At 66.6% G+C, this 25,558-nt stretch carries 26 protein-coding genes and 1 tRNA gene; 15 read left to right on the forward strand and 12 right to left on the reverse strand.

What is annotated here, in order from left to right; translation table 11 throughout:
- Positions 1-181: 181 nt before the first annotated feature.
- The 5 genes from EG799_RS04735 to EG799_RS04755 all read left to right on the forward strand — a co-directional run bounded on the left by EG799_RS04735 (position 182) and on the right by EG799_RS04755 (position 7,462).
- Positions 182-1,255 (forward strand): glycosyltransferase, encoded by a 1,074-nt coding sequence (locus EG799_RS04735; RefSeq protein WP_123879010.1) that lies wholly within the window; start codon positions 182-184, stop codon positions 1,253-1,255.
- 1 nt (position 1,256) lies between these two features.
- A complete protein-coding gene (locus EG799_RS04740) occupies positions 1,257-2,801 on the forward strand; it encodes an oligosaccharide flippase family protein (RefSeq protein ID WP_234029017.1) in 1,545 nt (514 codons plus the stop codon).
- Positions 2,798-3,976, forward strand: a complete 1,179-nt coding sequence (locus EG799_RS04745) for a hypothetical protein (protein ID WP_123879012.1) — start codon at positions 2,798-2,800, stop codon at positions 3,974-3,976. Before EG799_RS04740 ends, EG799_RS04745 begins: the two co-directional genes overlap by 4 nt.
- Before the next feature lie 56 nt (positions 3,977-4,032).
- Entirely contained in the window at positions 4,033-5,844 is a 1,812-nt protein-coding gene (locus EG799_RS04750; RefSeq protein WP_123879014.1) for an ABCB family ABC transporter ATP-binding protein/permease, read from the forward strand.
- A gap of 112 nt (positions 5,845-5,956) precedes the next feature.
- A complete protein-coding gene (locus tag EG799_RS04755; protein WP_123879016.1) occupies positions 5,957-7,462 on the forward strand; it encodes a SulP family inorganic anion transporter in 1,506 nt (501 codons plus the stop codon).
- A gap of 69 nt (positions 7,463-7,531) precedes the next feature.
- Here EG799_RS04755 and EG799_RS04760 read toward each other — a convergent pair whose 3' ends face one another.
- The 4 genes from EG799_RS04760 to EG799_RS04775 all read right to left on the reverse strand — a co-directional run bounded on the left by EG799_RS04760 (position 7,532) and on the right by EG799_RS04775 (position 12,964).
- A complete protein-coding gene (locus tag EG799_RS04760) occupies positions 7,532-10,384 on the reverse strand; it encodes a M16 family metallopeptidase (protein ID WP_123879018.1) in 2,853 nt (950 codons plus the stop codon).
- Positions 10,385-10,460: 76 nt separating this feature from the next.
- Complete coding sequence (gene hslU / locus EG799_RS04765; protein WP_123879020.1) at positions 10,461-11,759, reverse strand: ATP-dependent protease ATPase subunit HslU; 1,299 nt, start codon at positions 11,757-11,759, stop codon at positions 10,461-10,463.
- 93 nt (positions 11,760-11,852) lie between these two features.
- Positions 11,853-12,413: an ATP-dependent protease subunit HslV gene (gene hslV, locus EG799_RS04770; RefSeq protein ID WP_123879022.1), complete on the reverse strand. Its 561-nt coding sequence runs from the start codon at positions 12,411-12,413 to the stop codon at positions 11,853-11,855.
- A 74-nt stretch (positions 12,414-12,487) separates the two neighbouring features.
- Positions 12,488-12,964, reverse strand: a complete 477-nt coding sequence (locus EG799_RS04775) for an outer membrane protein assembly factor BamE (RefSeq protein ID WP_123879024.1) — start codon at positions 12,962-12,964, stop codon at positions 12,488-12,490.
- A 199-nt stretch (positions 12,965-13,163) separates the two neighbouring features.
- Here EG799_RS04775 and EG799_RS04780 point away from each other — a divergent pair, with 199 nt between their 5' ends.
- From EG799_RS04780 to EG799_RS13955, 3 genes are all read left to right on the forward strand, one after another.
- Positions 13,164-13,682: a ubiquinol-cytochrome C chaperone family protein gene (locus EG799_RS04780; protein ID WP_123879026.1), complete on the forward strand. Its 519-nt coding sequence runs from the start codon at positions 13,164-13,166 to the stop codon at positions 13,680-13,682.
- Complete coding sequence (locus tag EG799_RS04785; RefSeq protein WP_123879028.1) at positions 13,679-14,197, forward strand: YceD family protein; 519 nt, start codon at positions 13,679-13,681, stop codon at positions 14,195-14,197. The genes EG799_RS04780 and EG799_RS04785 overlap by 4 nt, the downstream gene beginning before the upstream one ends.
- A 98-nt stretch (positions 14,198-14,295) precedes the next feature.
- Positions 14,296-14,529, forward strand: coding sequence for a DUF6894 family protein (locus EG799_RS13955; protein ID WP_407641218.1), 234 nt, complete (start codon positions 14,296-14,298; stop codon positions 14,527-14,529).
- Positions 14,530-14,731: 202 nt separating this feature from the next.
- Here the strand turns inward: EG799_RS13955 and ssb are convergent, their stop codons facing one another.
- From ssb to EG799_RS04810, 5 genes are all read right to left on the reverse strand, one after another.
- The gene (ssb, locus tag EG799_RS04790) at positions 14,732-15,247 is read right to left on the reverse strand and encodes a single-stranded DNA-binding protein (RefSeq protein ID WP_123879030.1); all 516 of its coding nucleotides are present in this window, start codon (positions 15,245-15,247) and stop codon (positions 14,732-14,734) included.
- Positions 15,248-15,351: 104 nt separating this feature from the next.
- Positions 15,352-17,199, reverse strand: coding sequence for a ferrous iron transporter B (gene feoB, locus EG799_RS04795; RefSeq protein WP_123879032.1), 1,848 nt, complete (start codon positions 17,197-17,199; stop codon positions 15,352-15,354).
- Entirely contained in the window at positions 17,196-17,423 is a 228-nt protein-coding gene (locus EG799_RS04800; protein WP_123882776.1) for a FeoA family protein, read from the reverse strand. The genes feoB and EG799_RS04800 overlap by 4 nt, the downstream gene beginning before the upstream one ends.
- A gap of 82 nt (positions 17,424-17,505) precedes the next feature.
- Positions 17,506-18,180 carry a COQ9 family protein gene (locus tag EG799_RS04805; protein WP_123879034.1) on the reverse strand — a complete coding sequence of 225 codons (675 nt, stop codon included), beginning with the start codon at positions 18,178-18,180 and terminating at the stop codon, positions 17,506-17,508.
- A gap of 2 nt (positions 18,181-18,182) precedes the next feature.
- Positions 18,183-18,803, reverse strand: coding sequence for an ankyrin repeat domain-containing protein (locus EG799_RS04810; protein ID WP_234029018.1), 621 nt, complete (start codon positions 18,801-18,803; stop codon positions 18,183-18,185).
- Positions 18,804-18,905: 102 nt separating this feature from the next.
- Here EG799_RS04810 and EG799_RS04815 point away from each other — a divergent pair, with 102 nt between their 5' ends.
- Genes EG799_RS04815 through EG799_RS04840 form a run of 6 tightly spaced genes read left to right on the forward strand, consistent with a single transcriptional unit; the run spans position 18,906 to position 22,805 of the window.
- The gene (locus tag EG799_RS04815) at positions 18,906-19,499 is read left to right on the forward strand and encodes an SCO family protein (RefSeq protein WP_234029019.1); all 594 of its coding nucleotides are present in this window, start codon (positions 18,906-18,908) and stop codon (positions 19,497-19,499) included.
- A 5-nt stretch (positions 19,500-19,504) separates the two neighbouring features.
- On the forward strand, positions 19,505-19,954 hold the full coding sequence (locus EG799_RS04820; protein ID WP_123882779.1) for a YcgN family cysteine cluster protein: 450 nt from the start codon (positions 19,505-19,507) through the stop codon (positions 19,952-19,954).
- Positions 19,951-20,685: a M48 family metallopeptidase gene (locus EG799_RS04825; protein ID WP_123879040.1), complete on the forward strand. Its 735-nt coding sequence runs from the start codon at positions 19,951-19,953 to the stop codon at positions 20,683-20,685. Before EG799_RS04820 ends, EG799_RS04825 begins: the two co-directional genes overlap by 4 nt.
- Before the next feature lie 53 nt (positions 20,686-20,738).
- Positions 20,739-21,209: a hypothetical protein gene (locus EG799_RS04830; protein WP_123879042.1), complete on the forward strand. Its 471-nt coding sequence runs from the start codon at positions 20,739-20,741 to the stop codon at positions 21,207-21,209.
- Positions 21,196-22,176, forward strand: coding sequence for a bifunctional diaminohydroxyphosphoribosylaminopyrimidine deaminase/5-amino-6-(5-phosphoribosylamino)uracil reductase RibD (gene ribD / locus EG799_RS04835; protein ID WP_123879044.1), 981 nt, complete (start codon positions 21,196-21,198; stop codon positions 22,174-22,176). Before EG799_RS04830 ends, ribD begins: the two co-directional genes overlap by 14 nt.
- A gap of 5 nt (positions 22,177-22,181) precedes the next feature.
- Positions 22,182-22,805, forward strand: a complete 624-nt coding sequence (locus EG799_RS04840) for a riboflavin synthase (RefSeq protein WP_123879046.1) — start codon at positions 22,182-22,184, stop codon at positions 22,803-22,805.
- Between the two features lie 30 nt (positions 22,806-22,835).
- Here EG799_RS04840 and EG799_RS04845 read toward each other — a convergent pair whose 3' ends face one another.
- From EG799_RS04845 to EG799_RS04855, 3 genes are all read right to left on the reverse strand, one after another.
- Positions 22,836-23,090 carry a hypothetical protein gene (locus EG799_RS04845; RefSeq protein ID WP_123879048.1) on the reverse strand — a complete coding sequence of 85 codons (255 nt, stop codon included), beginning with the start codon at positions 23,088-23,090 and terminating at the stop codon, positions 22,836-22,838.
- A gap of 73 nt (positions 23,091-23,163) precedes the next feature.
- Positions 23,164-24,351: an amino acid aminotransferase gene (locus tag EG799_RS04850; protein WP_123879050.1), complete on the reverse strand. Its 1,188-nt coding sequence runs from the start codon at positions 24,349-24,351 to the stop codon at positions 23,164-23,166.
- Between the two features lie 68 nt (positions 24,352-24,419).
- Positions 24,420-25,274 carry a DUF1134 domain-containing protein gene (locus tag EG799_RS04855; RefSeq protein ID WP_123879052.1) on the reverse strand — a complete coding sequence of 285 codons (855 nt, stop codon included), beginning with the start codon at positions 25,272-25,274 and terminating at the stop codon, positions 24,420-24,422.
- A 185-nt stretch (positions 25,275-25,459) separates the two neighbouring features.
- Here EG799_RS04855 and EG799_RS04860 point away from each other — a divergent pair.
- Positions 25,460-25,551 (forward strand) — tRNA-Ser (locus EG799_RS04860).
- Positions 25,552-25,558 lie beyond the last annotated feature (7 nt).

Here is a 25,558-nt window from a genome sequence, read left to right on the forward strand (position 1 = left end):
ATTCGGGTCAACGCCTTTTTGCAATTTTATTTCAGAAAAGTCGCAAAGCCCCGGAAACGCCCTCCGGTCCGCGTGAGAAATGGCGCCGGGCCCGCGCATCGCAAGGGTCGCCCCGCCCATTGAGGCTATCTTTACGCACCCCCGCGTAAGGCGCTCGCACGATGAGCGCAGGCGAACGAGCATGAAGACCGCGGAAAATCGGGCCCACACGCCCGCGCTGAGCGTGGCGATGAGCGTCTATGACGGCGAACGCTTCCTCGCGCCCGCGATCGAGAGCGTGCTGGCGCAGTCCTTCGCCGATTTCGAATTCCTGATCCTCGACGACGGCTCTGGCGACGCAACACCGGCGATCATCCGCGACTTCGCGGGGCGCGATTCGCGGATTCGGCCGATCATCCGGGAGAATCGCGGGCTCGTGGCCAGTCTCAACGAGCTGCTCGCCACCGCCTCGGCGCCTCTCGTCGCGCGGATGGACGCCGACGACATATGCAAGCCGGAACGCTTCGCCCGCCAGATCGCCTTTCTCGAATCGCATCCCGACCACGGTGTCGTGGGCAGCTGGAGCGAGGACATCGACGAGAACGGCGGCGCGTATTCCACCGGCGGGCGCGATCACCCGCTCGACCATGCCGCCTTCCTCGACAACATGCGTCACGGCGGACCGCTGCTGTGTCACCCCTCGGTGATGTACCGCCGCGACCTGGTGCTGGCAGCGGGCGGCTATCACGCGGCCTTCCGGCATTGCGAGGATCTCGACCTGTGGCTGCGACTGGCGTCGCTGACGAAGCTTGCCAACATTCCCGAGCGGCTGATTCGCTACCGCCACTACATGCAGCAGGTCTCGAAGCGTCATGCCACCGAACAGCAAATTGGCGCGGCCATCGCCTACGAGGCCTTTCGCGCGCGCGATGCCGGACGGACCGACCCGACCGAACATCTCGAACGGCTGCCGCCCATCGATCAGCTCGACGCGCTGTTCGGCGAGGCGGGCGTCTCGCGGCGCGTGCGAGCGGCGGTAACGCGCGGCATCCTTCACTCGCCGGTCGCGCTTCGCGACGAGGGGTTCGACATCCTGCTGCGCCACATCCGCGACGGCGGTTCGCACGGCGGCATGTGGCGCACCGCGGCGCGCCTGATCAAGCTTGGCGAACCGGCGCGGGCCGCGCGCCTCGCAGCCGCGCTCGCGACCTCGCGCCCCGCGCAGGCGCCGCCGGTCCCGCCCGCCTCGCGCTGGACCGCGAACCCGGCGGGCTGAGATGGCCGACGAGCTATCCCCACGGTCCCCGGCGGCGGCGGCGAGCCGGCAGGTCGAACGCGAACCCGCCGCGATGGGCGTACGCGCCGCGGCGGTGTGGGCCATAGCGAGCCAGTATGCCGGTTTCGTCATCCAGTTCGCCACCAGCGTCGTCATCTCGCGCTTCTTCCTCGATCCGGACGAGGTCGGCCTGTTCTCGATCGCGCTCGCCGCCGCCCTTCTGGTTGCGGTGCTTCAGGATTTCGGACTGTCGCGCTACATCTCGGGCCTGCCCCGCCTCGACCGGGGCGAGGTGGCGCGCTGCTCATCGGTCGCCTTCCTGTTCTCGCTGGTCATCACCGCGATCATCGCCGCGCTGGCCTGGCCGCTGGCACTCGCCTACGGCCTGCCCGACCTCGCTCCCCTGCTGCTCATCATCGCCGGCAGTTACCTGTTCCTGCCGCTGGCGGTCGTGCCGCTGGCACTGATGGCGCGGGCGATGCGGTTCCAGTATCATTTCGCGGTCAATGTCGGCGGAGCGGCGGCCCATGCGTGCGTCGCGCTGACGCTCGCGTGGATGGGCCTGTCCTCATTCGCCCTCGCCTGGGCCACCCTGGCGGCGGGGCTGGCCAAGGGCGCGATCGCGCAAGCCCTGGAGCCGTCGCGCATCTTTCCCCTGCGCCTGGACGGGTTGCGACCGGTGCTCGGCTTCGGCGGGAAGGCCAGCGCGCTCTATCTGACCGGCGCACTCGGATCGCGCACGCCCGACCTCGTCGTCGGCAAGCTCGTGACCCTTACGGCGGTAGGATTGTTCAGCCGCGCGACCAGCCTGGCCGAACAGGTGCGCGTGCTGATCGCCGGGGCCATCGGCAGTGTGTTCTACCCGGCATTCGCGCGGATTCGCGATGCGGGCCAGCCGCTCGGACCTGCCTATCTGCGGGTCTGCGCCGGCTATACCGCGGTCGTCTGGCCCGGAATGGCGGGCCTCGCGCTCGCCGCATGGCCGGTGGTCATGACCCTGTATGGCGAGGACTGGATCGGAACCGCGCCGCTGCTCTCCATGATCGCGTTGCAGGCCGCGCTGCTGAGCGCGCTGCCGCTGGTAAGCGAACTGCCCATCCTGCTCGGGCGCATGAACCGCCTGCTGGTGCTGAATATCTGCGAGACGCTGGTATCCATCGGTCTGCTCGTCGGCGGATCGCTGCTGGCGGGCGCATGGGGCGCTGCCGCCTCGCGCATGGTCTATGCGCTGGCCTTCATGGCGATTTACCTGCGCTTCATGCACCGTATCGTCGGCTTTCCCATGCGCAGCTGGTGCACGATCCTTGCCAAGAGCGGCGCGGCGACGCTGGCTGCTCTCGCTCCGCTTGCGCTGACCTACCTGCTGTGGGCCGGGCCGCGGGAGATCGGGACGATCACCCTCATGCTGGCGGTGATCGCGGGCGTCGCGTGCTGGCTGGCGGCCCTGTTCGCAATGCGGCATCCGGCGCTGGGCGATCTGCTGCGCATGGCCGCGCCGGTTCTCGCGCGTATCCCCGTCGCCCGGCGGATGGTGCCCGTGCCGTGACGCCGCCCGTCGTCCTGTCGAGCGCGCGGAGCGAAATCCACAGGGAACCGCCGCGCCCGCCGCATCTGCGCGATGCGGCCTATGCCGATCAGTTCGACCGGGACACGCTGTTCTACGATGTCTTCCGTGCAGACAGGCACGTCGTGTTCCAGGGGCCGCCCTTCCTGAACCTGCTTGCCGAACTCAGGCGCAGCGCCCCGCTTCGCGGGCGGTTCGGCTTCCCGCGTTTCGCCGCGCGGCACTACGGACAGAAGAAGCGCGGCGAAATCTGGTTGCGCAGCGAAGCGGACAGCTTTGCCTTCGACGGTCCGCTCGGTGCGTTCGAGATCGACGTGCAGCCGGACATGGCGCACCTGTTCGCCGGGCGCCGCGTCGTCACCACGCTGTCGAAGGACAACGATCTGCGCTGGATCGCCGACTGGATGCGCTTCTACCGCGAGATACACGGGGCCGACGGCGTGCTGGTCTACGACAACGGATCCTCGGCCTATTCGCTGGGCGAATTGCAGGCGGCGATGGCTGCGGAGGCGGGGGCGGACATGATCGCGCTCGCGGTGCCCTGGCCCTTCCCCTACGGGCCGCAGGGCGGAATGGCCGGCGCGGTGGACGGGGTGGAAACGGACTGGGACAGCGATTTCTGCCAGACCGGAAGCCTGCAGCACGCCCGCTTCCGCTTCCTCAGGGAAGCGCGCTCGGTTCTCAATGTCGACGTGGACGAACTGGTGCTGGGCGAAAGCGGCCGGTCGATCTTCGCCGCGACCGAATATTCGCCCGCCGGCTTCGTCAAGTTTCCCGGTCTGTGGATCGGTACCCATGCGCCGCAAGGTGTCTCGCGCGCGACCTGCCGCCACGCCGACTTCGTTTACCGCGACACGCCGGTCGCGCTCGCCTGCCCGCCCAAGTGGTGCGTCGTTCCCAATCGCGGAGACCGGCGCGGCGACAGCTGGTCGGTCCACAACCTGTTCGGCGCGAAGGCCAACGCCACGCTCGATAGCCGCTTCGCCTACCGCCACATGCGCGCGATCAGCAACAGCTGGAAGGAAGATCGCTGGGCACGGGCCGATGCGGGCGGCTCTGCCCTTCCCCGCGACGATGCGCTGGCGGAAGCGTTCGCGGCGGCGGGGATGACGCGCGGCGCGTCTGCGGATGGCGCCCCCGCACTCGGGGGCGGATAGACGCCGCGGCCTTGCCGCCGGACGGCGGCGGCCCCACCTTTGCGGGGATGCGCGACATGCCCGCCCCCCGCAGCAACGACGACAGCCGCGCCGACTGGGCGACTATACGCCGGTTCCTGCCCTATCTCTGGCCCGAGGGCCGGCCGGACCTGAAGAAGCGCATCGTCGGCGCGACCATCCTGGTGCTGCTGGCCAAGGGCGTGACCCTCGCGCTGCCGCTCGCCTACGCCCGCGCGGTCGATACGATGGCAGCGGACGGCGATCCGGCGCTGTGGGTCGCGCTGGGACTGGTCTTCGCCTACTCCGCGGGTCGGCTCGCCACCGTCGCCTTCGACAATTTGCGCAACATGGTCTTCAACCGCGTCGGACAGGACGCGGTGCGGTCCCTTACCGAGGACGTGTTCGAGCGGCTGCACAAGCTCTCGCTGCGATTCCACCTGTCACGCCGCACCGGGGAAATAACGCGGGTGATCGAACGCGGCAGCCGCTCGATCAGCTCGATGATCTACTTCATCCTGTTCAACATCCTGCCCACCGCCATCGAGCTGGTCGTGGTATCGGTCATCTTCTGGACCATGTTCGGCTGGGAGATGGTTGCCGCCGTTGCCGTTGCCATCGTCACCTTCGTCTGGGTTACGCAGGCGATCACGGAATGGCGCGTCAAGCTGCGCAAGGAGATGAACGATCTCGACGGGCAGGCGATGGGCCGGGCCGTCGATTCGCTGCTGAATTACGAGACGGTGAAGTATTTCGGTGCCGAGCGGCGCGAACTGGAACGCTACGGCGATTCCGCGCGCGGCTATGCCGAGGCGGCGATCAAGACCGAGAATTCGCTGGGCGTGCTCAATATCGTGCAGGCCGTCATCATGAACGTGATGATGGCCGGCGCGCTGGGCTGGACGGTCTGGGGCTGGGCGCAGGGGCGGCTCACGCCGGGCGACCTCGTGCTGATCCAGACCTACCTGACGCAGCTCTTCCGTCCGCTCGACATGCTCGGCTGGGTCTATCGCACGATTCGCCAGGGGCTTATCGACATGGCGGACATGTTCAACCTCATGGATACCGAGGCCGAGGTGAAGGACGTGCCGGGGGCCCCCGCCATCGTGGTGCGCCACCCGGTGGTCGTCTTCGAGAACGTGTCCTTCGGCTACGATCCCGACCGCCAGATCCTCCACGACCTCAGCTTCGAGGCACCGGCGGGCGCGACGGTCGCGCTGGTCGGGCCGTCGGGGGCGGGCAAGTCCACCATCGGACGGCTGCTGTTCCGCTTCTACGATCCGTGGAGCGGGCGCATCACCATCGACGGGCAGGACATCAGCCAGGTGGGACAGGAATCGCTGCGCGCCGAGATCGGCATCGTTCCGCAGGACAGCGTGCTGTTCAACGATTCGATCGGCTACAACATCGCCTACGGTCGCGGTGATGCGAGCGAGGAAGCGGTGCGCCGCGCGGCCGCGGATGCCGCCATCCTGCCCTTCATCACCGCCCTGCCCCACGGGTTCGACACTCAGGTGGGCGAGCGCGGGCTCAAGCTGTCGGGCGGGGAGAAGCAGCGCGTGGCCATCGCCCGCACGTTGCTGAAGGATCCGCCCATCGTTCTGCTGGACGAGGCGACCAGCGCGCTCGATTCGCGCACCGAACAGGACATTCTCGCCACGCTGAAGCGCGTCAGCGAACACCGCACCACGCTCGCCATCGCGCACCGGCTCTCGACCATCGCCGATGCCGACATCATCAACGTCATGGAAGCAGGCCGCATCGTCGAGTCGGGCAGCCATGCGCGGCTGCTGCAAGCCGATGGCCTCTACGCCGAGATGTGGAACCGGCAACAGAACGAAGCGAGCGAGGAACGCGAGGCGGCCGAATAGCGGGGCGCAGCCCTCGCAAATCTTGCGTTGTGCAGTGCAGTATGACAGGGGCGGCGCCAAATTCACCGGCGCGCGCCCACCGCGCCAGCGCCCTTCAGACGGACAGACTGACATGATCGACACCAGAGCGCTCAAGCGCGACTGGCTCGGCAATCCGCGCGCCGACATCCTTGCCGGCATCGTGGTCGCGCTCGCGCTGATACCGGAGGCCATCGGCTTTTCCATCATTGCCGGCGTCGATCCGCGCGTCGGTCTCTACGCTTCCATCGCCATCGCCATGGTCATCGCCTTCACCGGCGGGCGTCCCGGCATGATTTCGGCCGCCACCGCTGCGGTGGCCGTGGTGGTGGTGCCGCTGGTGCGCGATCACGGCGTGGAGTACCTGTTCGCCGCGACCATCCTGATGGGGATCTTCCAGGCGATCGCCGCCGTCATCCGGCTCGACCTGCTGATGCAGTTCGTCTCGCGCAGCGTCATCACCGGCTTCGTCAACGCGCTGGCGATCCTCATCTTCATGGCGCAGCTGCCCCAGCTCGATCCGGCGAATACCGGCGTGGGCCTCGCCACCTATATCATGGTCGCGGGCGGCCTGGCGATCATCTACCTGCTGCCGCGCCTGACCACCGCCGTCCCCAGCCCGCTGGTCGCGATCATCGTGCTCGGCGCGCTGTCCATCGGTCTGGGAATCGAGGTCAATACGGTCGGCGACATGGGTGAGATACCCGAAGGCCTGCCCTACTTCGTCCTCCCCGACGTGCCGCTCAGCTGGGAAACGCTGCGGATTATCGCCCCCTATTCGCTGACGATGGCTGCCGTGGGCCTGCTCGAATCGCTGCTCACCGCGCAGATCGTCGACGACATGACCCATACCGACAGCGACAAGCGCCGCGAATGCGCAGGGCAGGGCGGCGCCAACATCGTCGCGGCCTTTTTCGGCGGCATGGGCGGCTGCGCCATGATCGGCCAGTCGGTTATCAACGTGACGAGCGGCGGGCGCGGACGCCTGTCGACCTTCACCGCCGGGCTGACGCTGCTGATCCTGTTGTGGCTGCTCGGCCCCATCGTGGGCCAGGTGCCGATGCCCGCGCTGGTGGCGGTCATGATCATGGTGTCGATCGGCACGTTCAGCTGGAACTCGATCCCCAATCTGCGCCAGCATCCCTGGCCCAGTTCCGTCGTCATGCTGGCGACCGTCGTCGTGGTCGTGGCCACCCACAACCTTGCCATCGGCGTGCTGGTCGGCGTCCTTTTGTCGGGCATCTTCTTCACCGGCAAGGTCAAGAACATGTTCGAGGTCGTACGCGTGCGCGAGGCGGAGGAGGCGCGTTACATTGTCACCGGGCAGGTATTCTTCGCCAGCGTCGACCGCTTCATCGGCTTTCTCGGTCCCGAAAGCCGGCAGCCCGATCCGGCCAACCACGTCGTCATCGACGTGTCACGCGCGCATTTCTGGGACATCTCCGCCATCGGTGCGCTCGACAAGGTGGTGGAGCGGATGCGTCGCAACGGGCGCAGTGTGCAGGTGCTGGGCCTGAACGAGGCGAGCACGGACCTGGTCGACCGCTTCGCGCTGACCGACAAGACCGGCGTGGAGATCGGCCTGGCGCCGCATCCCTGACGCGTCAACGAAAGAGGGCGCCGCTCCCTGCGCGGGAGGGCGCCCCCGGGTGCCAGACAACCCGCGAAATCAACCGCCGTTCATCGGCACCTGCGGATCGAACAGGTCCAGCTCGCTGGCCGGTATGACCTCCACGTTCGGGCGGATGGCGCGCAGATCGTCTATGAACTGCGACGCATCGCCGACGACGATCACCGTCAGTCCTTCGGGATCGAAATAGCTCTGCGCCGCCGTGCTTGCCGCCTGCGCCGTCACGCCCTGCAGATTGTCGGCGTAGTTCGACACCTCCGCCGGGTCGATACCCTGGGCGAGCAGGTCGGCGACGATGCCGTTGAACCCCGAGGAGGTTTCGAGGCTGCGGGCGTAGCCTCCCTGGAGATAGAGTCGGCGGCGGTCCAACAGGTCGTCGGCGAGCGGCGTCTCTCCCATGCCGCCGAAGGTCGACAGCATCACCTCGACCACTTCCGGCACCGTCTCGTGCGCGGTCTGTGCGCTGGCAGTCAGGACCGGATCGTCCACCAGCGAGCCGATGGAGGAATACGAGCCGTAGGACAGGCCGCGTTTCGTGCGAATTTCCTCGAACAGCCGCCCGCTCGATCCACCGCCCAGAACGGCGTTGGCCAGCAGCAGCGGGAAATAGTCACCCTGCGCCCGCGTCGGCCCCCGGCCCGCCAGAAGGACGGCCGACTGACCGGCGTCGGGCAGGTCGATCACGACCGTGCGAACAGGTTGCGCCTCGCCGGCGGGATCCGCGATGGCGGGCGGCGGCGGCGTGCTGACCGTCCAGTCGCCCAGCAGGTTCTCCACCAGGGCGAAGGACTGCTCGGGCGCGATACCGCCGCTGACGATGACCTCGGCCTCTGCCGGATGCCAGTAACGCTGGCGGTGGGTCAGCAGATCGTCGCGGGTAATCGCGGCGAGCGATTCGGGCGTGCCGCCGGCGATGCTGCCATAGGGCGCATCGCCGTAGATCACCGGGCGCAGCACCATGCCGGCGAGCGAACCCGGATAGCTGAGGGAGACCTGCAGCGAATCGATCGTGCGCGCCCGTTCGCGCTCCAGTTCGCCGGCCGGATAGTTCGCGTTGCGCAGGATGTCGGCGAAGATTTCTCCCGCCGCCTCCATGTTGCCGACCGGTGCGGTCAGGCTCAGCACGGTGCCATCGCTGCGGGCCGAGCCGCCGATGCTGGCGCCCAGGCTTTCCAGCCGGGCGGCGATCTCGTTCGCCGTGCGGTTGGCGGTCCCCTTCTGTGCCAGATCGACCGCGAAGTTCGCCAGGCCCGACTTGGCCCGCGGATCGCTGGCGCTGCCGCCGGGCAGCAGCACCGTCATCGTGGCGATGGGCACGTCGCCCGTCTGCGCGGCGATGATGTCGACACCGTTCGCCAGCGTGCGCTGCATCATCTCAGGGCGGGCGACCGTGGGCGCGCTGCCCGGTCCGGGCGGCGCCTCGCGCTGGTCTTCCGGCAGGACCGAATAGACCGGGCCGATCGCCTCCGGCAGCGTCACGAATTGCGGCATCGGTTCGGGGTTGGCGTATTCGGCCGGATCGTGCTCGCCGCGCTCGTAGGTGATCTCGGTTCGCGACTGCTCCGTCAGCCATTCGCTCGCGACGCGCATCACGTCTTCGGCGGTCACGTTGGCGATGGCGGCCAGCCGCTTGTCGGCCGCGCGCGGATCGCCGGTGCTGACCAGCGCTTCGCCCAGTTCGAAGGCGCGCCCGCTCGCCGTCTCCCGGCTGCGCAGGGACGCCGCGATCAGCTCGTTCTTGGCCTCGGCCAGTTCGGCCGGCGTTACCGGTTCGCTGCGCACGCGCGCGATCTCGGCGTCCATGACCGCGCGGATGGCCTCGCGATCGGCGTCGGGATTGACGATGGCGTAGCTCGCGAACATGCCGCCTTCCTCTCCGGAGGAGGCGTATTGCGTCGATTGCACCGCCAGCCCCGGCTCCACCAGCGCGGAATAGAAGCGGCTGTTCTCGCCCCGCCCCAGGATGGCCGCCAGCACTTCCAGCGCGGGGTCGGCGGGATCGGTGATTTCGGGCGTCTGCCAGATCGTGCCGATGATGGGCAGCGGCACGTTGGGCGCATGGGCGGTAACGAAGCGCGCCTCGGTCCGCCGGTCCTCGCGCGTAGCGATGGTGACGTCGACCGGATTCTCGCGTCGCGGGATGTCGGCGAAATATTCGTCCACCAGCGAACGCAGATTGGCCATGTCGAAATTGCCCGCGACGATCAGCGTCGCGGTGTCGGGACCGTAATAGGCGTTATGGAAGGCGCGCGCGTCCTCCAGCGTGGCGTTGTCGAGATCCTCGATGGAGCCGATGCCCGGGCGGCGCTGCGGCAGATCGTCATAGGCGTTCTCGGGGATCACGAAGCGGCTGAAAATGCCGTAGGGCGGGGCCAGCACGCGGGTGCGCAATTCTTCCTTCACCACGGCGCGCTCGTTGTCGAACACCTCGTCGTCCACCACCGGGAAGGCCATGCGCTCGCGGTGGGTCCACAGCATCGTCTCGAGATATTCGGCGGGTACGATCTCGAAATAGTTGGTCCGGTCCGACCCCGTCGATGCGTTGCGGGTGCCGCCCACATCCGCCGTCAGGTCGTAGATGAGGTTGTAGCGCATGTTCTGCGTCTTGCGGCTGAGGATATGCTCGAACAGATGGGCAAAGCCGCTCTTGCCCTCCGGATCGTTCTTCGACCCGACCTCGTACCACAACGAAGTCATCACCGTGGCGGTGGAAGGATCGGGAATGGCGATCACGGTAAGGCCGTTGTCGAGCTCCCACTGCGTGAACTGGATTTCCGGCGCGGTCAGCGCGGCGGCCTGCCCGTCCGAAGCCATGTGATGATCGGCGAGCGCCGGTGCAGCGGCGACCAGCGCCGTGGTGGCGGCCAGGACGGCCAGGATACGCGATGTCATGTGATGTTCCCCCGAGAGATGTCCCGGGCACGGGCCTAGCGCGCCCCTCGCGCCCAGCGCAAGGGGCGGACACATATCACAGGATATACTTGGACAGGTCCGTGTCGCTGGCCAGATCGCTCAGCCGCTCGCGCACATAGGCGGCATCGACCGTCACGCTCTCCCCGCTCTTCTCCTCGGCCTCGAAGCTCAGTTCGTCGAACAGCTTTTCCATGACCGTCTGCAACCGCCGCGCGCCGATGTTCTCGACGCCCTCGTTCACCTGCGCGGCGATCCTCGCCACCTCGGCCACGGCATCCTCGGTCATCTCGACGGTCAGGTTCTCGGTGCCCAGCAGCGCCTTGTACTGGGAGACGAGATTGGCGCGGGTTTCCGACAGGATGCGGACGAAGTCCTCCTCCGTCAGGCTGCGCAATTCGACGCGGATCGGCAGGCGGCCCTGCAATTCGGGCAGCATGTCCGAAGGCTTGGCGACATGGAACGCGCCGCTGGCGATGAACAGGACGTGGTCGGTCTTCATCGGACCGTACTTTGTGGCGACCGTGGTTCCCTCGATCAGCGGCAGCAGGTCGCGCTGCACGCCCTCGCGGCTGACCGATCCGCCGCGCACGTCGCTGACGGCGATCTTGTCGACCTCGTCGAGAAAGACGATCCCGTTCGTCTCCGCATTGCGCAGCGCGACGCGGGCGACGTCGTCCTGGTCCATGCGCTTCTCGGCCTCCTCGTCGACGAGCCTGTCCCACGCCTCGGGCACCTTGAGCTTCTGCCGCTTGGTCTTGCCGCCGAACGCCTTGCCCATCATTTCCGACAGGTTGATCATCGACGCGCCGCCGCCCATGCCGGGGATGTCCATCTGCATCGACGGCTGGTCCTCGACCTCGATCTCCACCTCGGTGTCGTTCATCGAGTCGTCGACGATCCGCTGGCGGAAGCTCTCGCGGGTCGCCTCGCTGGCGTTCTCGCCCACCAGCGCGTTGAGCAGCCGCTCCATCGCCGCCTTGCTCGCCGCCTCACGCACGGCCTCGCGCCGCGCGTCCTTTTCCAGCCGGATGGCGTCTTCCACCAGATCGCGGGCGATCTGCTCCACGTCGCGGCCGACATAGCCGACCTCGGTGAACTTGGTCGCCTCGACCTTGACGAAGGGCGCATCGGCCAGCCGCGCCAGGCGGCGGCTGATCTCGGTCTTGCCGCACCCGGTGGGTCCGATCATCAGAATGTTCTTCGGCGTCACCTCGTCGCGCAGCGCATCGGGCAGGCGCTGGCGCCGCCAGCGGTTGCGCAGCGCCACGGCGACGGCGCGCTTGGCGTCCTTCTGCCCGACGATGTGTTCGTCCAGCGCGGCGACGATGGCCTTGGGGGTGAGGGTGTCTGTCATGAAAATCCAGTCGTTCCGTTCGGTTCGGGCGGGATGGAAAGAAGCGCGCGACCGGCCTCGACGAGACGCGGCCCGGGCGCCCCCCCCCCGCGATCAGACGGTTTCCACCGTCACGTTGCCATTTGTGAACACGCATACGTCCGCCGCCACCTGCATGGCGCGGCGGGCAATCTTCTCGGGGTCGTCCTCGTAATCGGACAGGGCGCGCGCCGCGGCCAGCGCGTAATTGCCGCCGCTGCCGATCGCGGCGATGCCGCCTTCCGGCTCCAGCACGTCGCCATTGCCGGTCAGGACCAGCAGCGTGTCCTTGTCGGCGACGATCATCAGCGCCTCGAGGTTGCGCAGATACTTGTCGGTTCGCCAGTCCTTGGCCAGTTCCACCGCCGCGCGCATCAGTTGCCCGCCATACTGTTCCAGCTTGCGTTCCAGCCGCTCGAACAGGGTGAAGGCGTCGGCGGTCGCGCCGGCGAACCCGGCCACCACCTTGCCGCCATCGCCGATGCGGCGGACCTTGCGGGCATTGGGCTTCATCACCGTGTTGCCCATCGACACCTGGCCGTCTCCGGCCAGCACGGTCGTCTCGCCGCGCTTGACGCCGATGATGGTGGTGGAATGCCACTGGATGAGGCCGTGGCTGCCGCTGTCGTCGCTCATGCGGCGCGATATGGGAAAGGCCCCGCGCGGTTCAAGAAAGGCGGATCATCCGCGCCGAACCGGCAGGCCGGGCGTCACCCGCCGGGGCCGCGCCCCGCCCCGCCCGCGCCGGGGCCGGTGCCGACCGTGCCGATATTGCCGAACAGGTCTTCGAGGAAGCCACGTTCGCGGCCCAGCGTCGGCGTCTCGTCATCCTCGGGATCGAGGCGCACGACCTGGTCGATCCCGCTGCGTTCCGCCGAGACGACGTTGCCGGCGGCATCGAATGTCACCGCCAGCACCGTATGCTCGGCGATGCGCGGCATCCGGAACGGCGCCTGCCGCGTCAGGCTGGACACGTAATACCACACCGGATCGCCGAACTCACTGGTCATGGTCGGCGTGCCGAGCGTTCCGCGTACCGATTCGCGATTGTCGATGCCCGGTTGCACGGCCTGGAACAGCGTCTCGTCCACGATGTAGCCCTTGTGATCGGGGATGGAGGAGCATCCCGCCGCCGCCAGCCCGAGGCCCACCGCCCCCAGCGCCATGATCCGCTTGGTCGCACCCATGATCGTATCCGTCCTTCAATCGTCCCGCCGGTTCGCGGCAGTCGGCGTATTGCCCGCCCGTGTCCGCGCCCTATATGCTGGTCAAGCCCTTAGAGCGTGGATCGCGCCGCCGCAACGTGCGGCGGACCGGCAATGTCGCGCAACCGGGTGCTGCCGACGCATTGAACCGCCGCTTAACGAGGATGGAGCGAAGCACGCCATGTCTTTCCTGACCCGCCTGCTGGGCACCGCGCGCGACCCGCGAGAGCAGTTGCGAGCGCTGTGGCACGATACCGTCGCCACCAGCAGGGAGCGCGAATGGTATGCCGACTGCGCGGTGGCCGACACGGTGGACGGACGCTTCGACATGATCGCGCTGGTCCTCGCCCTGGTGATGATCCGCATGGAGCGCAGCGAGGCGCTCGCGCCGCGCACCGCGCTGCTGACGGAGCTGTTCGTGGAGGACATGGACCGCCAGCTGCGCGATACCGGCGTCGGCGATCTGATGGTGGGCAAGAACATGGGCAAGCTGATGAGCGCGCTCGGCGGGCGGATGGGCGCGCTGCGCAACACCCTGGACAAGGACGACGAGGATGAACTCGCCGCCGTGCTGGAACGTAACATGCGGCTGACCACGGACACTCCGCCGCTGGCGCTGGCCGCCCGCACCCGTGCGCTCCACGCGGATCTCGCGCGGCAGACCGACGAGGGGTTGCTGGCGGGAAGGGTGCGGCCATGAGCGAGACCGAATTTTCCCGCATCGTCGATCGCCGCTCGATCACCGGTGCGCCGCTCGAACTGCGGGCGACAGACGCCGAACGCGCGGCGCTGGCGCGGCGCTTCGGCGTCACCGCGATCCATCGGCTCGAAGCGAGCGTGACCCTGACCGCCGATGGAGAGAATGTCACCGCCTCCGGCACGCTCTGGGCCGACCTCACGCAGGACTGCGCCGTTTCCGGCGACGATCTGGAGACGCAGCTATGCGAGGAGATCGCGCTCGTCTTCGTCCCCGAAAGCGACTGGGCCGACAGCGAAGCCGAGGAGGTGGAGCTGGAGGAAGGCGATCTCGACCGCCTTCCCTACGACGGCACCGCCTTCGATCTCGGCGAAGCGATCGCACAGGAACTGGGCCTTGGCATAGACCCTTACGCCACCGGCCCCGGCGCCGACGCCACGCGGGCCGAGAAAGGGTTGATGGAAGAGGGAAAGGCCGGTGCGCTGGCCGAGGCGCTGATGGGGCTGAAGAAGGATTGACCGGCGGTCCAGCGAATTGCCCGCAGCCGGAGCGGCCCTTCGCCCGGATCGCCCGGCGAGTCCCGAAACTGTAACGATCGGCTGGTCGACTGCTGCCCATGCCCCATTTCCGTTTCCGACTCGAACGCGGCTCCTGCAAGGGTGGCGAGCGGATTATGGAATTGCCCGACATCGATGCCGTCACGCCCGTGGCGAAGCAGATGGCGCGGTATCTGGCCTCGCGCGAGATTGCCGTGGGCAGGCTCGACATGGGACAGGACATGCTCGTCACCGACGAGAGCGGCGCGGTGCTGGCGACCTTCCCGATGACGCGCTTCGTCCATGTAAGCTGAGCGCGCCCGCCTCTGCCCTTTCCTACAGGGCGAATGGCCGGGCACGGGTGGCCGCATGGTTTCCTCCGCCCTTCTCCTGCCGCGCAACTGCCTGTCCGCATTCGAAAAACCCGCGCCCGTGATGGGGCGCGGGTTTTCGTTTCGGGACACTGTCACACCTGTCACACCTTTGCAGGAAACAGGCGGGAAAGCTGAACGAGGCTCAGAACGGAATGTCGTCGTCGAGATCGTCGTAACTGGCATTGCCCCCGCCCGAGGACGATCCGCCACCACCAGAACCGCCGCCGAAGTCGCCGCTGCCGCCGCCGCGGCCCCAGTCCTCGCCGCCGCCGCGCTGGCCGCCACCACCGCCGCCGCCGCCGCCGGACGCGCCATCGAGCATGGTCAGCGTGCCGTTGAAGCCGCGCAGCACGATCTCGGTCGAATAGCGGTCATTGCCCTGCTGGTCCTGCCACTTGCGGGTCTGCAACTGGCCTTCGACATACACCTTGGAGCCCTTGCGCAGGAAGCGTTCGGCAACGCTCACCAGGCCCTCCGAGAAGATCGCCACGGTGTGCCACTCGGTCCGCTCCTGCCGCTCTCCGGTATTGCGGTCCTTCCACTGCTCCGAAGTGGCGATGCGCAGATTGCACACCTTACCGCCGTTCTGGAAGCTGCGCACTTCGGGATCCTGACCCAGGTTCCCGATCAGCATGACCTTGTTGAGGCTGCCCGCCATGTATCCGTTCCTCTCGTGACTAGCGTGACGGCGGGCTTAGCGAAGGGGTGGGCGAGTCGCTACCCGCCTCGTGCGCGCCGTCCACACCGGCGCGGGGGGCGGCGCTACAGACCGAGCGCGGCCGCGCTCCAGTAGGTCAATCCGGCAAAGACGTAGGCCGCGCCGAACAGGTAGGCGACCATGAAGGCTGGCCATTTCCACCCGTTCGTCTCGCGCCGGGCGACCGCGATGGTCGACAGGCATTGCGGCGCGAACACGAACCAGGCGAGGAAGGCGAGGGCCGTCGGCAGGCTCCACCCGGCGCGAAGCTGAGGGATCAGCCCGCGCGCCTCGGCCTCCTCGTCGTCGGCGTCGACGGCGTAGGTGGTGGCGAGCGCGGACACGGCGACCTCGCGCGCGGCCATGGCCGGAATGAGAGCCAGCGCGATCTCCCGGTTGAAGCCGATCGGCTCGACCAGGACGTGCAGCCCATCCGCCACATGGCCGGCGATGCTGGCGTCCAGCTGGCTCTCGCCCGGCTCCGCCTGCGGGAAGCTCAACAGTACCCACAGGGCGACGGTGGCGGTGAAGATGATGGTGCCGGCGCGGCGCAGGAACACCCAGGCGCGCTGCCACAGACCGATGGCAAGATCGCGCAAGGGGGGCATCTGGTATCGCGGAAGCTCCATGATGAAGCCCGACGATCCACCCTTCGTCGCCGTGCGCCGCAGCACGAGTGCGGCTCCCATCGCGCCGAGAATGCCAGCGATGTAGAGCGCGAACAGCACCAGCCCCTGCAATCCGACGCCGCCGCCCACCGTCGTCGCCGGGATAAAGGCGGCGATGATGACGGCGTAGACCGGCAGCCGCGCCGAACAGGTCATCAGCGGAGCGATGAGGATGGTCGTCAGCCGGTCCTTCGGATCGGCGATGGCGCGTGTTGCCATGATCCCGGGGACCGCGCAGGCGAAGCTGGACAACAAGGGGATGAAACTGCGTCCGGACAGGCCGACATAGGCCATCAGCCGGTCCATTATGAAGGCTGCGCGGGCCATGTAACCCGACTGCTCCATCGCCAGGATGAAGGCGAACAGGATCACGATCTGCGGTAGGAATACGACCACGCTGCCTACGCCCGTCAGGACTCCTTCGGCGATGAAATCCCGCAGGATGCCGGGGGGCAATGCTCCGTTCGCGAGCGCTATGAGCGCGCCGATCGCCGCGTCCAGCGCGTCGGCGAAGGGCGTTGCCCAAGCGAATACGGCCTGGAAGATAACGAACAGCAGCGCGAACAGGATGGGCGGGCCGAGCCAGGGATGCAGGAGCACCTTGTCGAGGCTGGCGTGGAGGCGATGCTGCCCGCTTTCGGACAGGATCGCGCCGCGCGCCATGTTGCGCGCATTGAGCCGACGCTCTGGCAGGGACAGGTTTCGGACCTCGTGCCGGGTGGTGACGTCCTGGTCATGCGCGTTGCCAAGCGCGTCCACCAGCTCGTCCAACCCGCGCCTGCGCACCGCGACGGTCGAAACGACGGGAACACCGAGAGCCGCGCTCAGGGCGTCGGGGTCGATCGCCAGTCCGTCGCGCTCGGCAAGATCGACCATGTTGAGCGCCACCACCATCGGGCGGCCCAGGGCAACCAGCTCCTGAGCGAACACCAGGTGTTGTTCCAGATTGGCGGCATCGACGACCACGACCAGCACGTCAGGCTGCGGTTCGCCGGGAAACTCCCCCTCAACGACCTGCCGCGTCACCTCCTCGTCGGGACTGGCCGCATCGAGCGAATAGGAACCCGGCAGGTCGATCAGTTCAACCGGTTCACCTGTGGGCATGACCAGGCGACCCGCCCTGCGTTCGACGGTAACGCCCGGATAGTTGGCAATCTTCTGCCGCGCGCCGGTAAGCGCGTTGAACAGCGCGCTCTTGCCGGCGTTTGGATTGCCCACGAGTGCCGCAGTGCGAAGCCGGGTCATACGAACTCCACGGTCATCGCTCGCGCGTGGGAGCGACGCAGGGCGATTGTCATCCGGCCGACAATCAGCGCGATCGGGTCGCGGCCCGCGAAGATTCCCCGATGAGCGATGGCGACCCGCGCACCCTCGTCGAGACCGAGCGCACGCAGGCGCTTGCCTTCGTCAGGAGCGAGCGCGGTCCAGTCGACGGCGACGATCTCGGCCCGCTCTAGCGGGGCCAGCATGTCGAGTGTGAGGGGTTCGGTCACACAGGGCGCGATAGGCGCGCCGGCGTCTTTTTGCAACTGCTTCGCAATAGGAAAAACGTCACCGCTGCGGGTAGCGCAACCGGCCGAGAAAACGGGCAACATCGAACGTCTCGCGATCCGCCAGCAGGCGGGCTTTGGCCTTCTCGAACTGCATGACGTTCTCGATCCGGCGGTCGAGGAAGGCCCGCGTATCCGCCTTCCCCTCGCTCTCGTCGCCCGCGAAGATTGCCAGCGTCGCACCGTAGATGGATACCAGGATCGCGCGCTTGGTGTAATGATTGTAATCGGTCGCGGCATCTCCCGCCAACCGCCACATGCGGTCCGCGCTCGACCAGCCCTGTTTGATCGCGGCGGCCACGTTTTGCGGCATGGCCTGCACCGCCATCGCGCGCTGCAACGCTTCTTCCATCCCCGCGATCGCGTCGAGCCGGAACTGAACCAGCTCGCGGATACGCTCGCGGACAGGCATGGCATCGAGCCGCCCATCCGCGAATTCGGCGGCCATCATGGTGTCGACCCAGTCGACCCACCCGTCGATCATGTCCATCGCCCCGCCTTTGTAGGCGAGCCGCGCGAGCGCCGGTTTGACTCCCACGCCTTCAGCCGCGGCAAGCAACGCAGCCTCGGACCAACCGTCGAACACCGCCGACATGGCGATATCGGGCGCCAGCGCCAGGCGAATTTCGGCAAGCGTGGCATCGTCCAGCGAAGCGGCACGGGTCGCGTCTGCCATGGTCAGAAGACCGGCCCGTACACTTGCGTCTCGCGCTCGTCCGAAGGCACTTCGTGACGTTCTATTATCGACAACAATCGCTGCGGTTGCCCGGGCTGGCGCGCGTAGTCGCGGGCGCTGCGACCGGTATTGTCGGTCCGGTCCGGATCGGCGCCCGCATCCAGAAGCACCTCCATCAACTCGATGTTATGGGCGTGGACCGCCGCGATGAGGGGCGTTTCTCCGGTGGTTGTTGTTACGTCGACCTGCGCACCGTGATCGATGAGCGTCTGGACAGCTTCCAGAAAGCCGGCATCGGCCGCCAGGATAAGGGGGGTGCGCCCGCGATTGTCGGCGATGTTCGGGTTGGCATGTTGTTGCAGCAGGAAGCGGGTCCAGGTCAGGTCGCGACGGTTGACGGCCAGATGCAGCCCCGTCTCACCACTGGTAAGATCGCGTGAATTGACGATCGTGGAACCCGGTTCGTTCAACATGGCGGTCGCGGTCTCGCCATCCTTGTCCTTCACCGCTTCCAGAAACTTGTAGCCATCGGAATAAAGCTGTGCGGCTACGGGTGAGGCGGCCAGCAAAACAAGCGGGCCTGCGAGAAATAGAGCGGTAGCGCGAAGTGTCAGCCGGGCCAACCCAACCTCCTGTAGCAATACGGTATTATCGGGCATACGCCCATGCCCTTCGGCCGCGGCGTCTTGCGCTGACGGCGTTAGCAGAGCATGAACGCACGCGCCATGTCCTCTTCTATCAAGGCCGTTCCCGCCATCCTCGCGCTTCTTCTGGGCTTGTCCTCCTGCGGCAGCGAGCCGCCGCCGGAAGGTGTCCTGGAAGGCTCGGCGCTGACCGGACAGTTCAGTCTCGTGGACGAAAACGGGCAGGCAGTCACGCAGAACAGCTATGACGGAAAATATCGCATGGTCTATTTCGGCTATGCCTATTGTCCCAATATCTGCCCCTTCGATACGCAGAGGATGATGCAGGGATATCGCACCTTCGCCGACGCGCATCCCGATCTGGCCGAACGGGTGCAACCGCTCTTCGTCACGATCGACCCCGAGCGCGACACTCCCGCAGTTCTGCGCGAATACACCGCCAATTTCGGCGACGAACTTATCGGACTGACCGGTTCTCAGGAGCAGGTCGACAGGGCGGCAGAAGCGTTCAGCGTCTTCCATTCCCGCGGTGAGACGACGGAGTCCGGCGGTTATCTGATGGACCATTCCAATGCCGGCTATCTGATGGGTCCGCGAGGGGAGCCGATTACCCTGTTGCCGGTGGACGAAAGCGGACAGGCGGTGGCGGACGAGCTGGAAACCTACGTCAGATGACCTCCATGCCGAGAGAACGGTTCTGGGAACTCGAGCTCGACCAGCTCACCCGGGAAGAGTGGGAAGCGCTGTGCGACGGCTGCGGCAAATGCTGCCTGCACAAGCTGGAGGACGAGGACACGGGCGAAATCGTCGAGACTAATGTGGCATGCAAGCTGCTCGATACAGGCACCGCTCGGTGCCGCGACTACCCTCACCGCAAGGCCTTCGTGCCCGACTGTTTGCGACTGACACCCCGGCTCGTCGCCCAGGTTCCGTGGCTGCCCGTCAGTTGTGCCTATCGCCGCCGCGCGGAGGGAAAGCCGTTGCCGGACTGGCACCACCTTCTGACGGGCGACCGGACCGCCATGCTTGAGGCCGGAGCCTGCGTTGCCGGGCGGGTGGTAAGCGAGACAGTAGCCGGACCGCTCGAACACCATATCGTCGATTGGGAGGATGAAAGGGCAGGCGCATGATCGACTGGCTGCGTGCGGACCGTAACGAACCCTCGATCGAGATCGATGGCCGCCTCGTTCCGATTGCCTTGCGTCGTCACACCCGCGCTCGCCGCCTCACGATGCGGGTCGCATCCGATGGAAGCGAGGTGCGGATCACCTTGCCGAGCTGGGGCCGGACTCTCGATGCGCTGACCTTTGCGAAGGCGCGTCGCGACTGGATCGCCCGGCAGTTGCGCGACGCCTCGCCCGCGATCACGGTCCGCGATGGGGCGACGATTCCCTATCGGGGGAAGACGTTTTCCGTATGCCACGAGCCGTCGGCCAGGCGGCAACCGGTCATCGAAGGCGAGAGGCTGATGGTCGGCGGCCCCTCTGAGGGGCTGGAGCCGCGCATCCGGCGCTGGCTGGAAAACGAAGCCTTGTATCTGCTACGCGACGATCTCGCTTTCTATTGCTCGCGCGCCGAACTCCCAATGCCGGAACTGCGCCTTTCTCGGGCGCGGCGACGCTGGGGGTCGTGTTCGGGTGAACGTGACGATGGGCGCTGTATCCGCATAAACTGGCGACTGGTCATGGCTCCCGATTCCGTCCGGCGCTCCGTCGTGGCGCACGAGGTGGCGCATCTCACGCATTTCGATCACTCGGCGGCCTTCCACGCGCGGCTAAGGGATGTGTTCGACGACGACCTTGGTGCCTGCGATGCCTGGCTCAAGACAAAGGGGCGAAGCCTTTACGGGTATTTCGCCTGAGGTCCGGCCGGCGAGGGTGGCGCTCTACCCCTCGGCGCATTATCTAGCGTCGCATGAAGGAGTTTTTCCGCAGCGTTAATCCGAAACGTGCCGTCGAGGATTTCGCGGAACAGTGGCGGCAGCCTACGCCGCACCGCTGGCAGATTCTCGGCGTCGCGGCGGCGGCGACCTTCGCGATCTTCACGCTGTTCATCCCCGAAACGCAGCGCATGGCCCCTCCCCGCCCGGAGGTCATCTATATCACCACCTTCGATGAAAACCGTACTCAGGGCGAGATCATTGCCGCTAACTGCGCCAACCAGCGGCTGAAGGACGAGATCGCCGCACGCATCGCCGCCAACGACGAAAAGCGGCGCGAAATGTACAAGACACTCGGCCGCGCCACGTTCATCGACGTGGACGAGATGGAAGCCGAAATAAAGGCGCGCGAGGCGGCCGAGGAAGCGGCCAACCCCGACGACGGACCTTCGGACGAGGAATTGGCGCTATCGGTGGAGGAATACTGCTCGCGTGCCACCGGTTGACGATCAGCGGTGGGTTGTCGCGGCGGCGGCACTGGCGGAACGCGCTCGCCCCCTCAGCCGCCCCAACCCCGGCGTGGGTGCGATCGTTCTCAAGGAAGGCAGGGTTGTCGGTCGCGGCTGGACCCGTTTCGGCGGGCGTCCGCACGCTGAGGCGATGGCGCTGGAGAAGGCCGGGTCAGCAGCGCACGGGGCAACGCTCTACGTTACACTTGAACCGTGCATGCATCGTTCGGCCCGGGGTCCGGCTTGCGCCGATCTGGTTGTCGAGGCCGGTCTCGCGCGCGTCGTCGTCGGGATGTGCGATCCCGATCCGCGGACTGCCGGCGCGGGACTCGCGACATTGGCTGAAAGCGGCGTCGAGGTCGCCCAGATGGGATTGCAAGCGTCCCGGCTGAGTCTTTCGGGGCACGAGATGTTTCAGCGTCACGGTCGTCCGCATGTCACCCTGAAGCTGGCCCTCACCCTGGACGGACGTCTAGCCATGCCTGACGGCAGCAGTCGCTGGATTACCGGTCCGGAAGCGCGGGCGCACGTCCACCGCGAGCGGGCGCGGGCCGATGCGATCCTCGTCGGCGGGGAAACGCTACGCTCGGACACCCCCTCGCTCGACGTGCGGCTCCAGGGTCTCGAAGACCGATCGCCTGAGCGTTGGGTGCTCACGCGCGGCCCTGCACCCGGGGGGTGGAAAGTTCTGGCGTCTCCGGAACGGGCTCATAGCATGCCTGGTGTTCGGTACCTCTTCATCGAGGGTGGCGCGGGCGCGGCTGCGTCGTTCCTGCGCGCCGACATGGTCGACCGCCTGCTTATCTACCGCGCGCCGATCCTGTTGGGTGATGGGCGGCCCGCCCTGGGCGATATCGGTCTGACGGACCTCAACGATGCGCACGATCGCTGGCGACGCGAGGATATCCGCCCGCTTGGCAGAGACACGCTCGAAGTCTACATCCGCTCCCGGCAGGAGGGGTAGCGTTCATGTTCACCGGCATCGTCACTGCGGTCGGAAAGATCACTGCGATAGAGAGGCGGGGCGATCTGCGAGTGACCGTGAACTGCCCGTTCGATCCCGGTACGATCGCGATCGGGGCATCCATCGCCTGCGCCGGCATTTGTCTTACGGTCGTGGACAAGGGCGGACGCGCGGGCGACGCGTGGTTCGCGGTTGACGTTTCCGCCGAGACGGTAGCGCGCACCGCGAACGAGACGTGGCAGCAGGGAGCGAAGCTCAACCTCGAACCGTCCCTGCGCCTTGGCGACGAATTGGGCGGCCATCTGGTGACGGGCCATGTCGATGCCGTGGGCCGCGTGGCAGACTGGCAGCCCGACGGCGGCTCCACCCGCATCACCATTGCCGCCCCGCCGGATCTGGCGCCGTTCGTCGCAGCGAAGGGCTCGATCACGATCGACGGCGTTTCCCTGACGGTGAATACGGTGGACGACCGGCCCGACGGCGCGGTTCATTTCGCGGTCAACGTCATTCCCCATACCGCCGATGTCACGACGCTGGGCAGTCTGCGACAGAACGGAGAGGTCAACCTGGAAGTGGACACCATCGCCCGATATCTGAACCGGATGCAGGCTTTGAAAACCGTTACCTGACGGCGCTGACAGGATTGGCAGAAGGCCGATCTAGCCGAACATTCGCCGGAACCACCCGGCTCGCCGGCCTTGCGGCTTCGTCTGATCGACCAGTTCGAACAGGAAGTTGCCCAGTTGCACTGCCTGGTTTCGATCGAGGACGTAGACATGCGAACGCACATCTTCCCGCGAATGCGGCGGCGGGGTCGTAACGCTCTGCATCCTGAGGGTGAGGCGATCGGCATCGACGACGGTCGTGGTCCAGCCGACCAGCACGCTGTAGTCGACATCGTTCCTGTTCGCCATCCGCGTCCTCCGCCCAGGCTTCGCCCCTCCCCCGGATACGAAAGGGAACGCCATTGCGCAATCGAGCGGTCGATCAGCTCGTGACATCCGCCAGGGCGGTCACGAACCGGTCGATATTGGCCATGGTCAGCCCCGCCACGTTGATTCGTCCCGATCCGGCCATGTACACCGCGTGATCCTCGCGCAGACGCTGTACCTGTTCCTTCGATACCGGAAGCATGGCGAACATGCCGCGCTGCTTGGCAAGCGGCGTGAGATCCACCGAACCCGCCTGCCCATGTCCGGCCAGTCGTTCCCGCACGGCACCGATCCGCTGGCGCATTGAAGCGAGTTCCTCACGCCACTGCCCGGTCAGTTCATCGTCTTCCAGAACCAGCCGCACTGCGGCCCCGCCGTGGTCGGGTGGCATTGACCAGTTCGCCCGGGCAAGCGCCGCGGCGTTCGACATGATCCGCTTGAGATCATCCGATTTCGAGCCGACTGCATAGAAGGCGCCTACGCGATCGCGATAAAGGCCGAAGTTCTTGTCGCAGCTATAAGCGATGAGCGCTTCGGAAACCGCGGACACCACACGGCGAACGCCGTAGGCGTCTTCGGCCATGCCCTCTCCCAGACCCTGATAAGCCAGGTCGAGTATCGGCAAGACGCCCGTGGTCCGCAGCAGGTCGGCGATCTCGTCCCATTCGGCGTCTGTATAGTCGACCCCCGTCGGATTGTGGCAACACCCGTGCAGCAGCAGGGCATCGCCCGGACCGCGTCCCTCCAGCGCGGCACGCAGGGCCTCCATGTTCGCGCGTCCGTCAGGCTGCGCATGGTCGAAGGCAACGGTCTCCACCCCTACATCGGCCAGAATCTGCGCATGATTGGGCCAGCTGGGCGCTCCCATAAGAACCGTTTCCACCCCGGCGCGCTGCGCGAGCGCCACCGCGAGGCGCACCGCGCCGGTGCCGCCGGGCGTTTGCATGCCGTCGATGCGGCCCTCTTCGCGCAGAGTACCCAGTAGATCCCGGCCGAGCAGATGCGGTAGCAATGCCTCGACGAAACCCATATCCCCTTCGGGACCGAGATACCCTTTCGACTCCTGCTCTTCGAGCAGGCGCGCTTCAGCCCCCTTTATCGCCGAGAAAACCGGTGTATCGCCGTCCGCCGTGCGATAGACGCCAACGCCAAGGTCGATCTTCTCTTCGCGCGCATCGGCGTTGTAGAGCTTGATGAGGGCGAGCAGGGCATCGGGAGCCTGTTGATCGAGTCGGTCTAGCATGGTGCGGTTCAATGCCGCCCTGCGCTCCGGCTTTCAAGGTTCCCCCGCACTGACCGCGCTTTCCGCAATCAGAACGGAGACCAGCGCTGTTTGCGCGAGAACTTCATGTAGCCTGCGTTGATGCCCAGCCGGAGGCCGGCGCCGACCCGAATGGGTATCAGAACGATATCGCCCTTGCGCACGTAACTGGCATTGAAACCACCGACGAAATAGGCCTGCCCCTCTCCGGCCGGGAAGCGTTCGTACAACTCGTCCGTATCGTGCAGGTTATAGACGAGCACGAAAGTGTTGCCCGCGTTGGCCCCGGCATCGAGGCCGATTGACGGGCCGGTCCAGTAAACGGGCATGTTGCCCTCGACCTTGTGGAACAGGGTGCCAGAACCGTAGCGCACGCCGAGAATGAATGCGCCCCCGCCTTCGCGCCCGACGATGTAGCCGTTGGGTTCGCCCTGGTCGGAGAGGATATCCTGGATCAGGCGGGCCAAGCCTTCCGCACCGCGACCGAACAGCCCTTCCGCCGCTCCGATCAGATCGTCTTCGGCATAGGTATCGGATGGATTATGCGCCTGTTCGACCGCAACAGCCTCGACGGCTTCGTCCGAATCGTATGTCCCGCCCGCGGCGGCGGGGGGAAGGTCCGACGCGGGGCGATCGTCGGCAGACGTTACGGGCTGAGCCTCGTCATACCGCGAATCCGCTCGCGTCGTTTCGTAAGCGCCATCGAAGGCATAGTCTCCCGATCCGCGCGCCGCACTGTCGTCTGTATCGTCCATGAGGTCGCCGTCGATCGCGGTATCCGGATCGACGGACTGGATCTGGGCGGTAGCCGGGACAGTCATCGCGACGAGCAACGGCAATCCCAGAGATGCCAGGCACATTCTGGCTGCCACGGTGCGAACCGAACGCGCGAGATGGAAAATCATGGCCAAGACCCCTGACTGGCAAACCTGTACGGCGTCCAGCAGAGTCCTTCGCGGCTGAAGCGGCAATGAATAGGCGGCAGACCGAATCCGTTTCGCGCCGAATGGAGATCGTTCCCGAACAACGCGATTCGCGCCTTGAAGCAGAGCATCCCCGTCGTTATAGCGCGTGCCCTGCCGCTGTGTCCGGAGACGTGGGTGAGTGGCTGAAACCAGTTCCCTGCTAAGGAACCATACCCCTATCGGGGTATCGAGGGTTCGAATCCCTCCGTCTCCGCCACCGGCAA

The organism is Aurantiacibacter spongiae (assembly GCF_003815535.1).
Lineage (GTDB): Bacteria > Pseudomonadota > Alphaproteobacteria > Sphingomonadales > Sphingomonadaceae > Alteraurantiacibacter > Alteraurantiacibacter spongiae.

Excerpts from the sequence above, each read along its gene's own strand:
- EG799_RS04735 (WP_123879010.1), top strand. The coding sequence starts at position 182 with ATGAAGACCGCGGAAAATCGGGCCCACACGCCCGCGCTGAGCGTGGCG.
- EG799_RS04740 (WP_234029017.1), top strand. The coding sequence starts at position 1,257 with ATGGCCGACGAGCTATCCCCACGGTCCCCGGCGGCGGCGGCGAGCCGG.
- EG799_RS04750 (WP_123879014.1), top strand. The coding sequence starts at position 4,033 with ATGCCCGCCCCCCGCAGCAACGACGACAGCCGCGCCGACTGGGCGACT.
- EG799_RS04755 (WP_123879016.1), top strand. The coding sequence starts at position 5,957 with ATGATCGACACCAGAGCGCTCAAGCGCGACTGGCTCGGCAATCCGCGC.
- EG799_RS04760 (WP_123879018.1), bottom strand. The coding sequence starts at position 10,384 with ATGACATCGCGTATCCTGGCCGTCCTGGCCGCCACCACGGCGCTGGTC.
- hslU (WP_123879020.1), bottom strand. The coding sequence starts at position 11,759 with ATGACAGACACCCTCACCCCCAAGGCCATCGTCGCCGCGCTGGACGAA.
- hslV (WP_123879022.1), bottom strand. The coding sequence starts at position 12,413 with ATGAGCGACGACAGCGGCAGCCACGGCCTCATCCAGTGGCATTCCACC.
- EG799_RS04775 (WP_123879024.1), bottom strand. The coding sequence starts at position 12,964 with ATGGGTGCGACCAAGCGGATCATGGCGCTGGGGGCGGTGGGCCTCGGG.
- EG799_RS04780 (WP_123879026.1), top strand. The coding sequence starts at position 13,164 with ATGTCTTTCCTGACCCGCCTGCTGGGCACCGCGCGCGACCCGCGAGAG.
- EG799_RS04785 (WP_123879028.1), top strand. The coding sequence starts at position 13,679 with ATGAGCGAGACCGAATTTTCCCGCATCGTCGATCGCCGCTCGATCACC.
- EG799_RS13955 (WP_407641218.1), top strand. The coding sequence starts at position 14,296 with ATGCCCCATTTCCGTTTCCGACTCGAACGCGGCTCCTGCAAGGGTGGC.
- ssb (WP_123879030.1), bottom strand. The coding sequence starts at position 15,247 with ATGGCGGGCAGCCTCAACAAGGTCATGCTGATCGGGAACCTGGGTCAG.
- feoB (WP_123879032.1), bottom strand. The coding sequence starts at position 17,199 with ATGACCCGGCTTCGCACTGCGGCACTCGTGGGCAATCCAAACGCCGGC.
- EG799_RS04800 (WP_123882776.1), bottom strand. The coding sequence starts at position 17,423 with ATGCTGGCCCCGCTAGAGCGGGCCGAGATCGTCGCCGTCGACTGGACC.
- EG799_RS04805 (WP_123879034.1), bottom strand. The coding sequence starts at position 18,180 with ATGGCAGACGCGACCCGTGCCGCTTCGCTGGACGATGCCACGCTTGCC.
- EG799_RS04815 (WP_234029019.1), top strand. The coding sequence starts at position 18,906 with ATGTCCTCTTCTATCAAGGCCGTTCCCGCCATCCTCGCGCTTCTTCTG.
- EG799_RS04820 (WP_123882779.1), top strand. The coding sequence starts at position 19,505 with ATGCCGAGAGAACGGTTCTGGGAACTCGAGCTCGACCAGCTCACCCGG.
- EG799_RS04825 (WP_123879040.1), top strand. The coding sequence starts at position 19,951 with ATGATCGACTGGCTGCGTGCGGACCGTAACGAACCCTCGATCGAGATC.
- EG799_RS04830 (WP_123879042.1), top strand. The coding sequence starts at position 20,739 with ATGAAGGAGTTTTTCCGCAGCGTTAATCCGAAACGTGCCGTCGAGGAT.
- EG799_RS04840 (WP_123879046.1), top strand. The coding sequence starts at position 22,182 with ATGTTCACCGGCATCGTCACTGCGGTCGGAAAGATCACTGCGATAGAG.
- EG799_RS04845 (WP_123879048.1), bottom strand. The coding sequence starts at position 23,090 with ATGGCGAACAGGAACGATGTCGACTACAGCGTGCTGGTCGGCTGGACC.
- EG799_RS04850 (WP_123879050.1), bottom strand. The coding sequence starts at position 24,351 with ATGCTAGACCGACTCGATCAACAGGCTCCCGATGCCCTGCTCGCCCTC.
- EG799_RS04855 (WP_123879052.1), bottom strand. The coding sequence starts at position 25,274 with ATGATTTTCCATCTCGCGCGTTCGGTTCGCACCGTGGCAGCCAGAATG.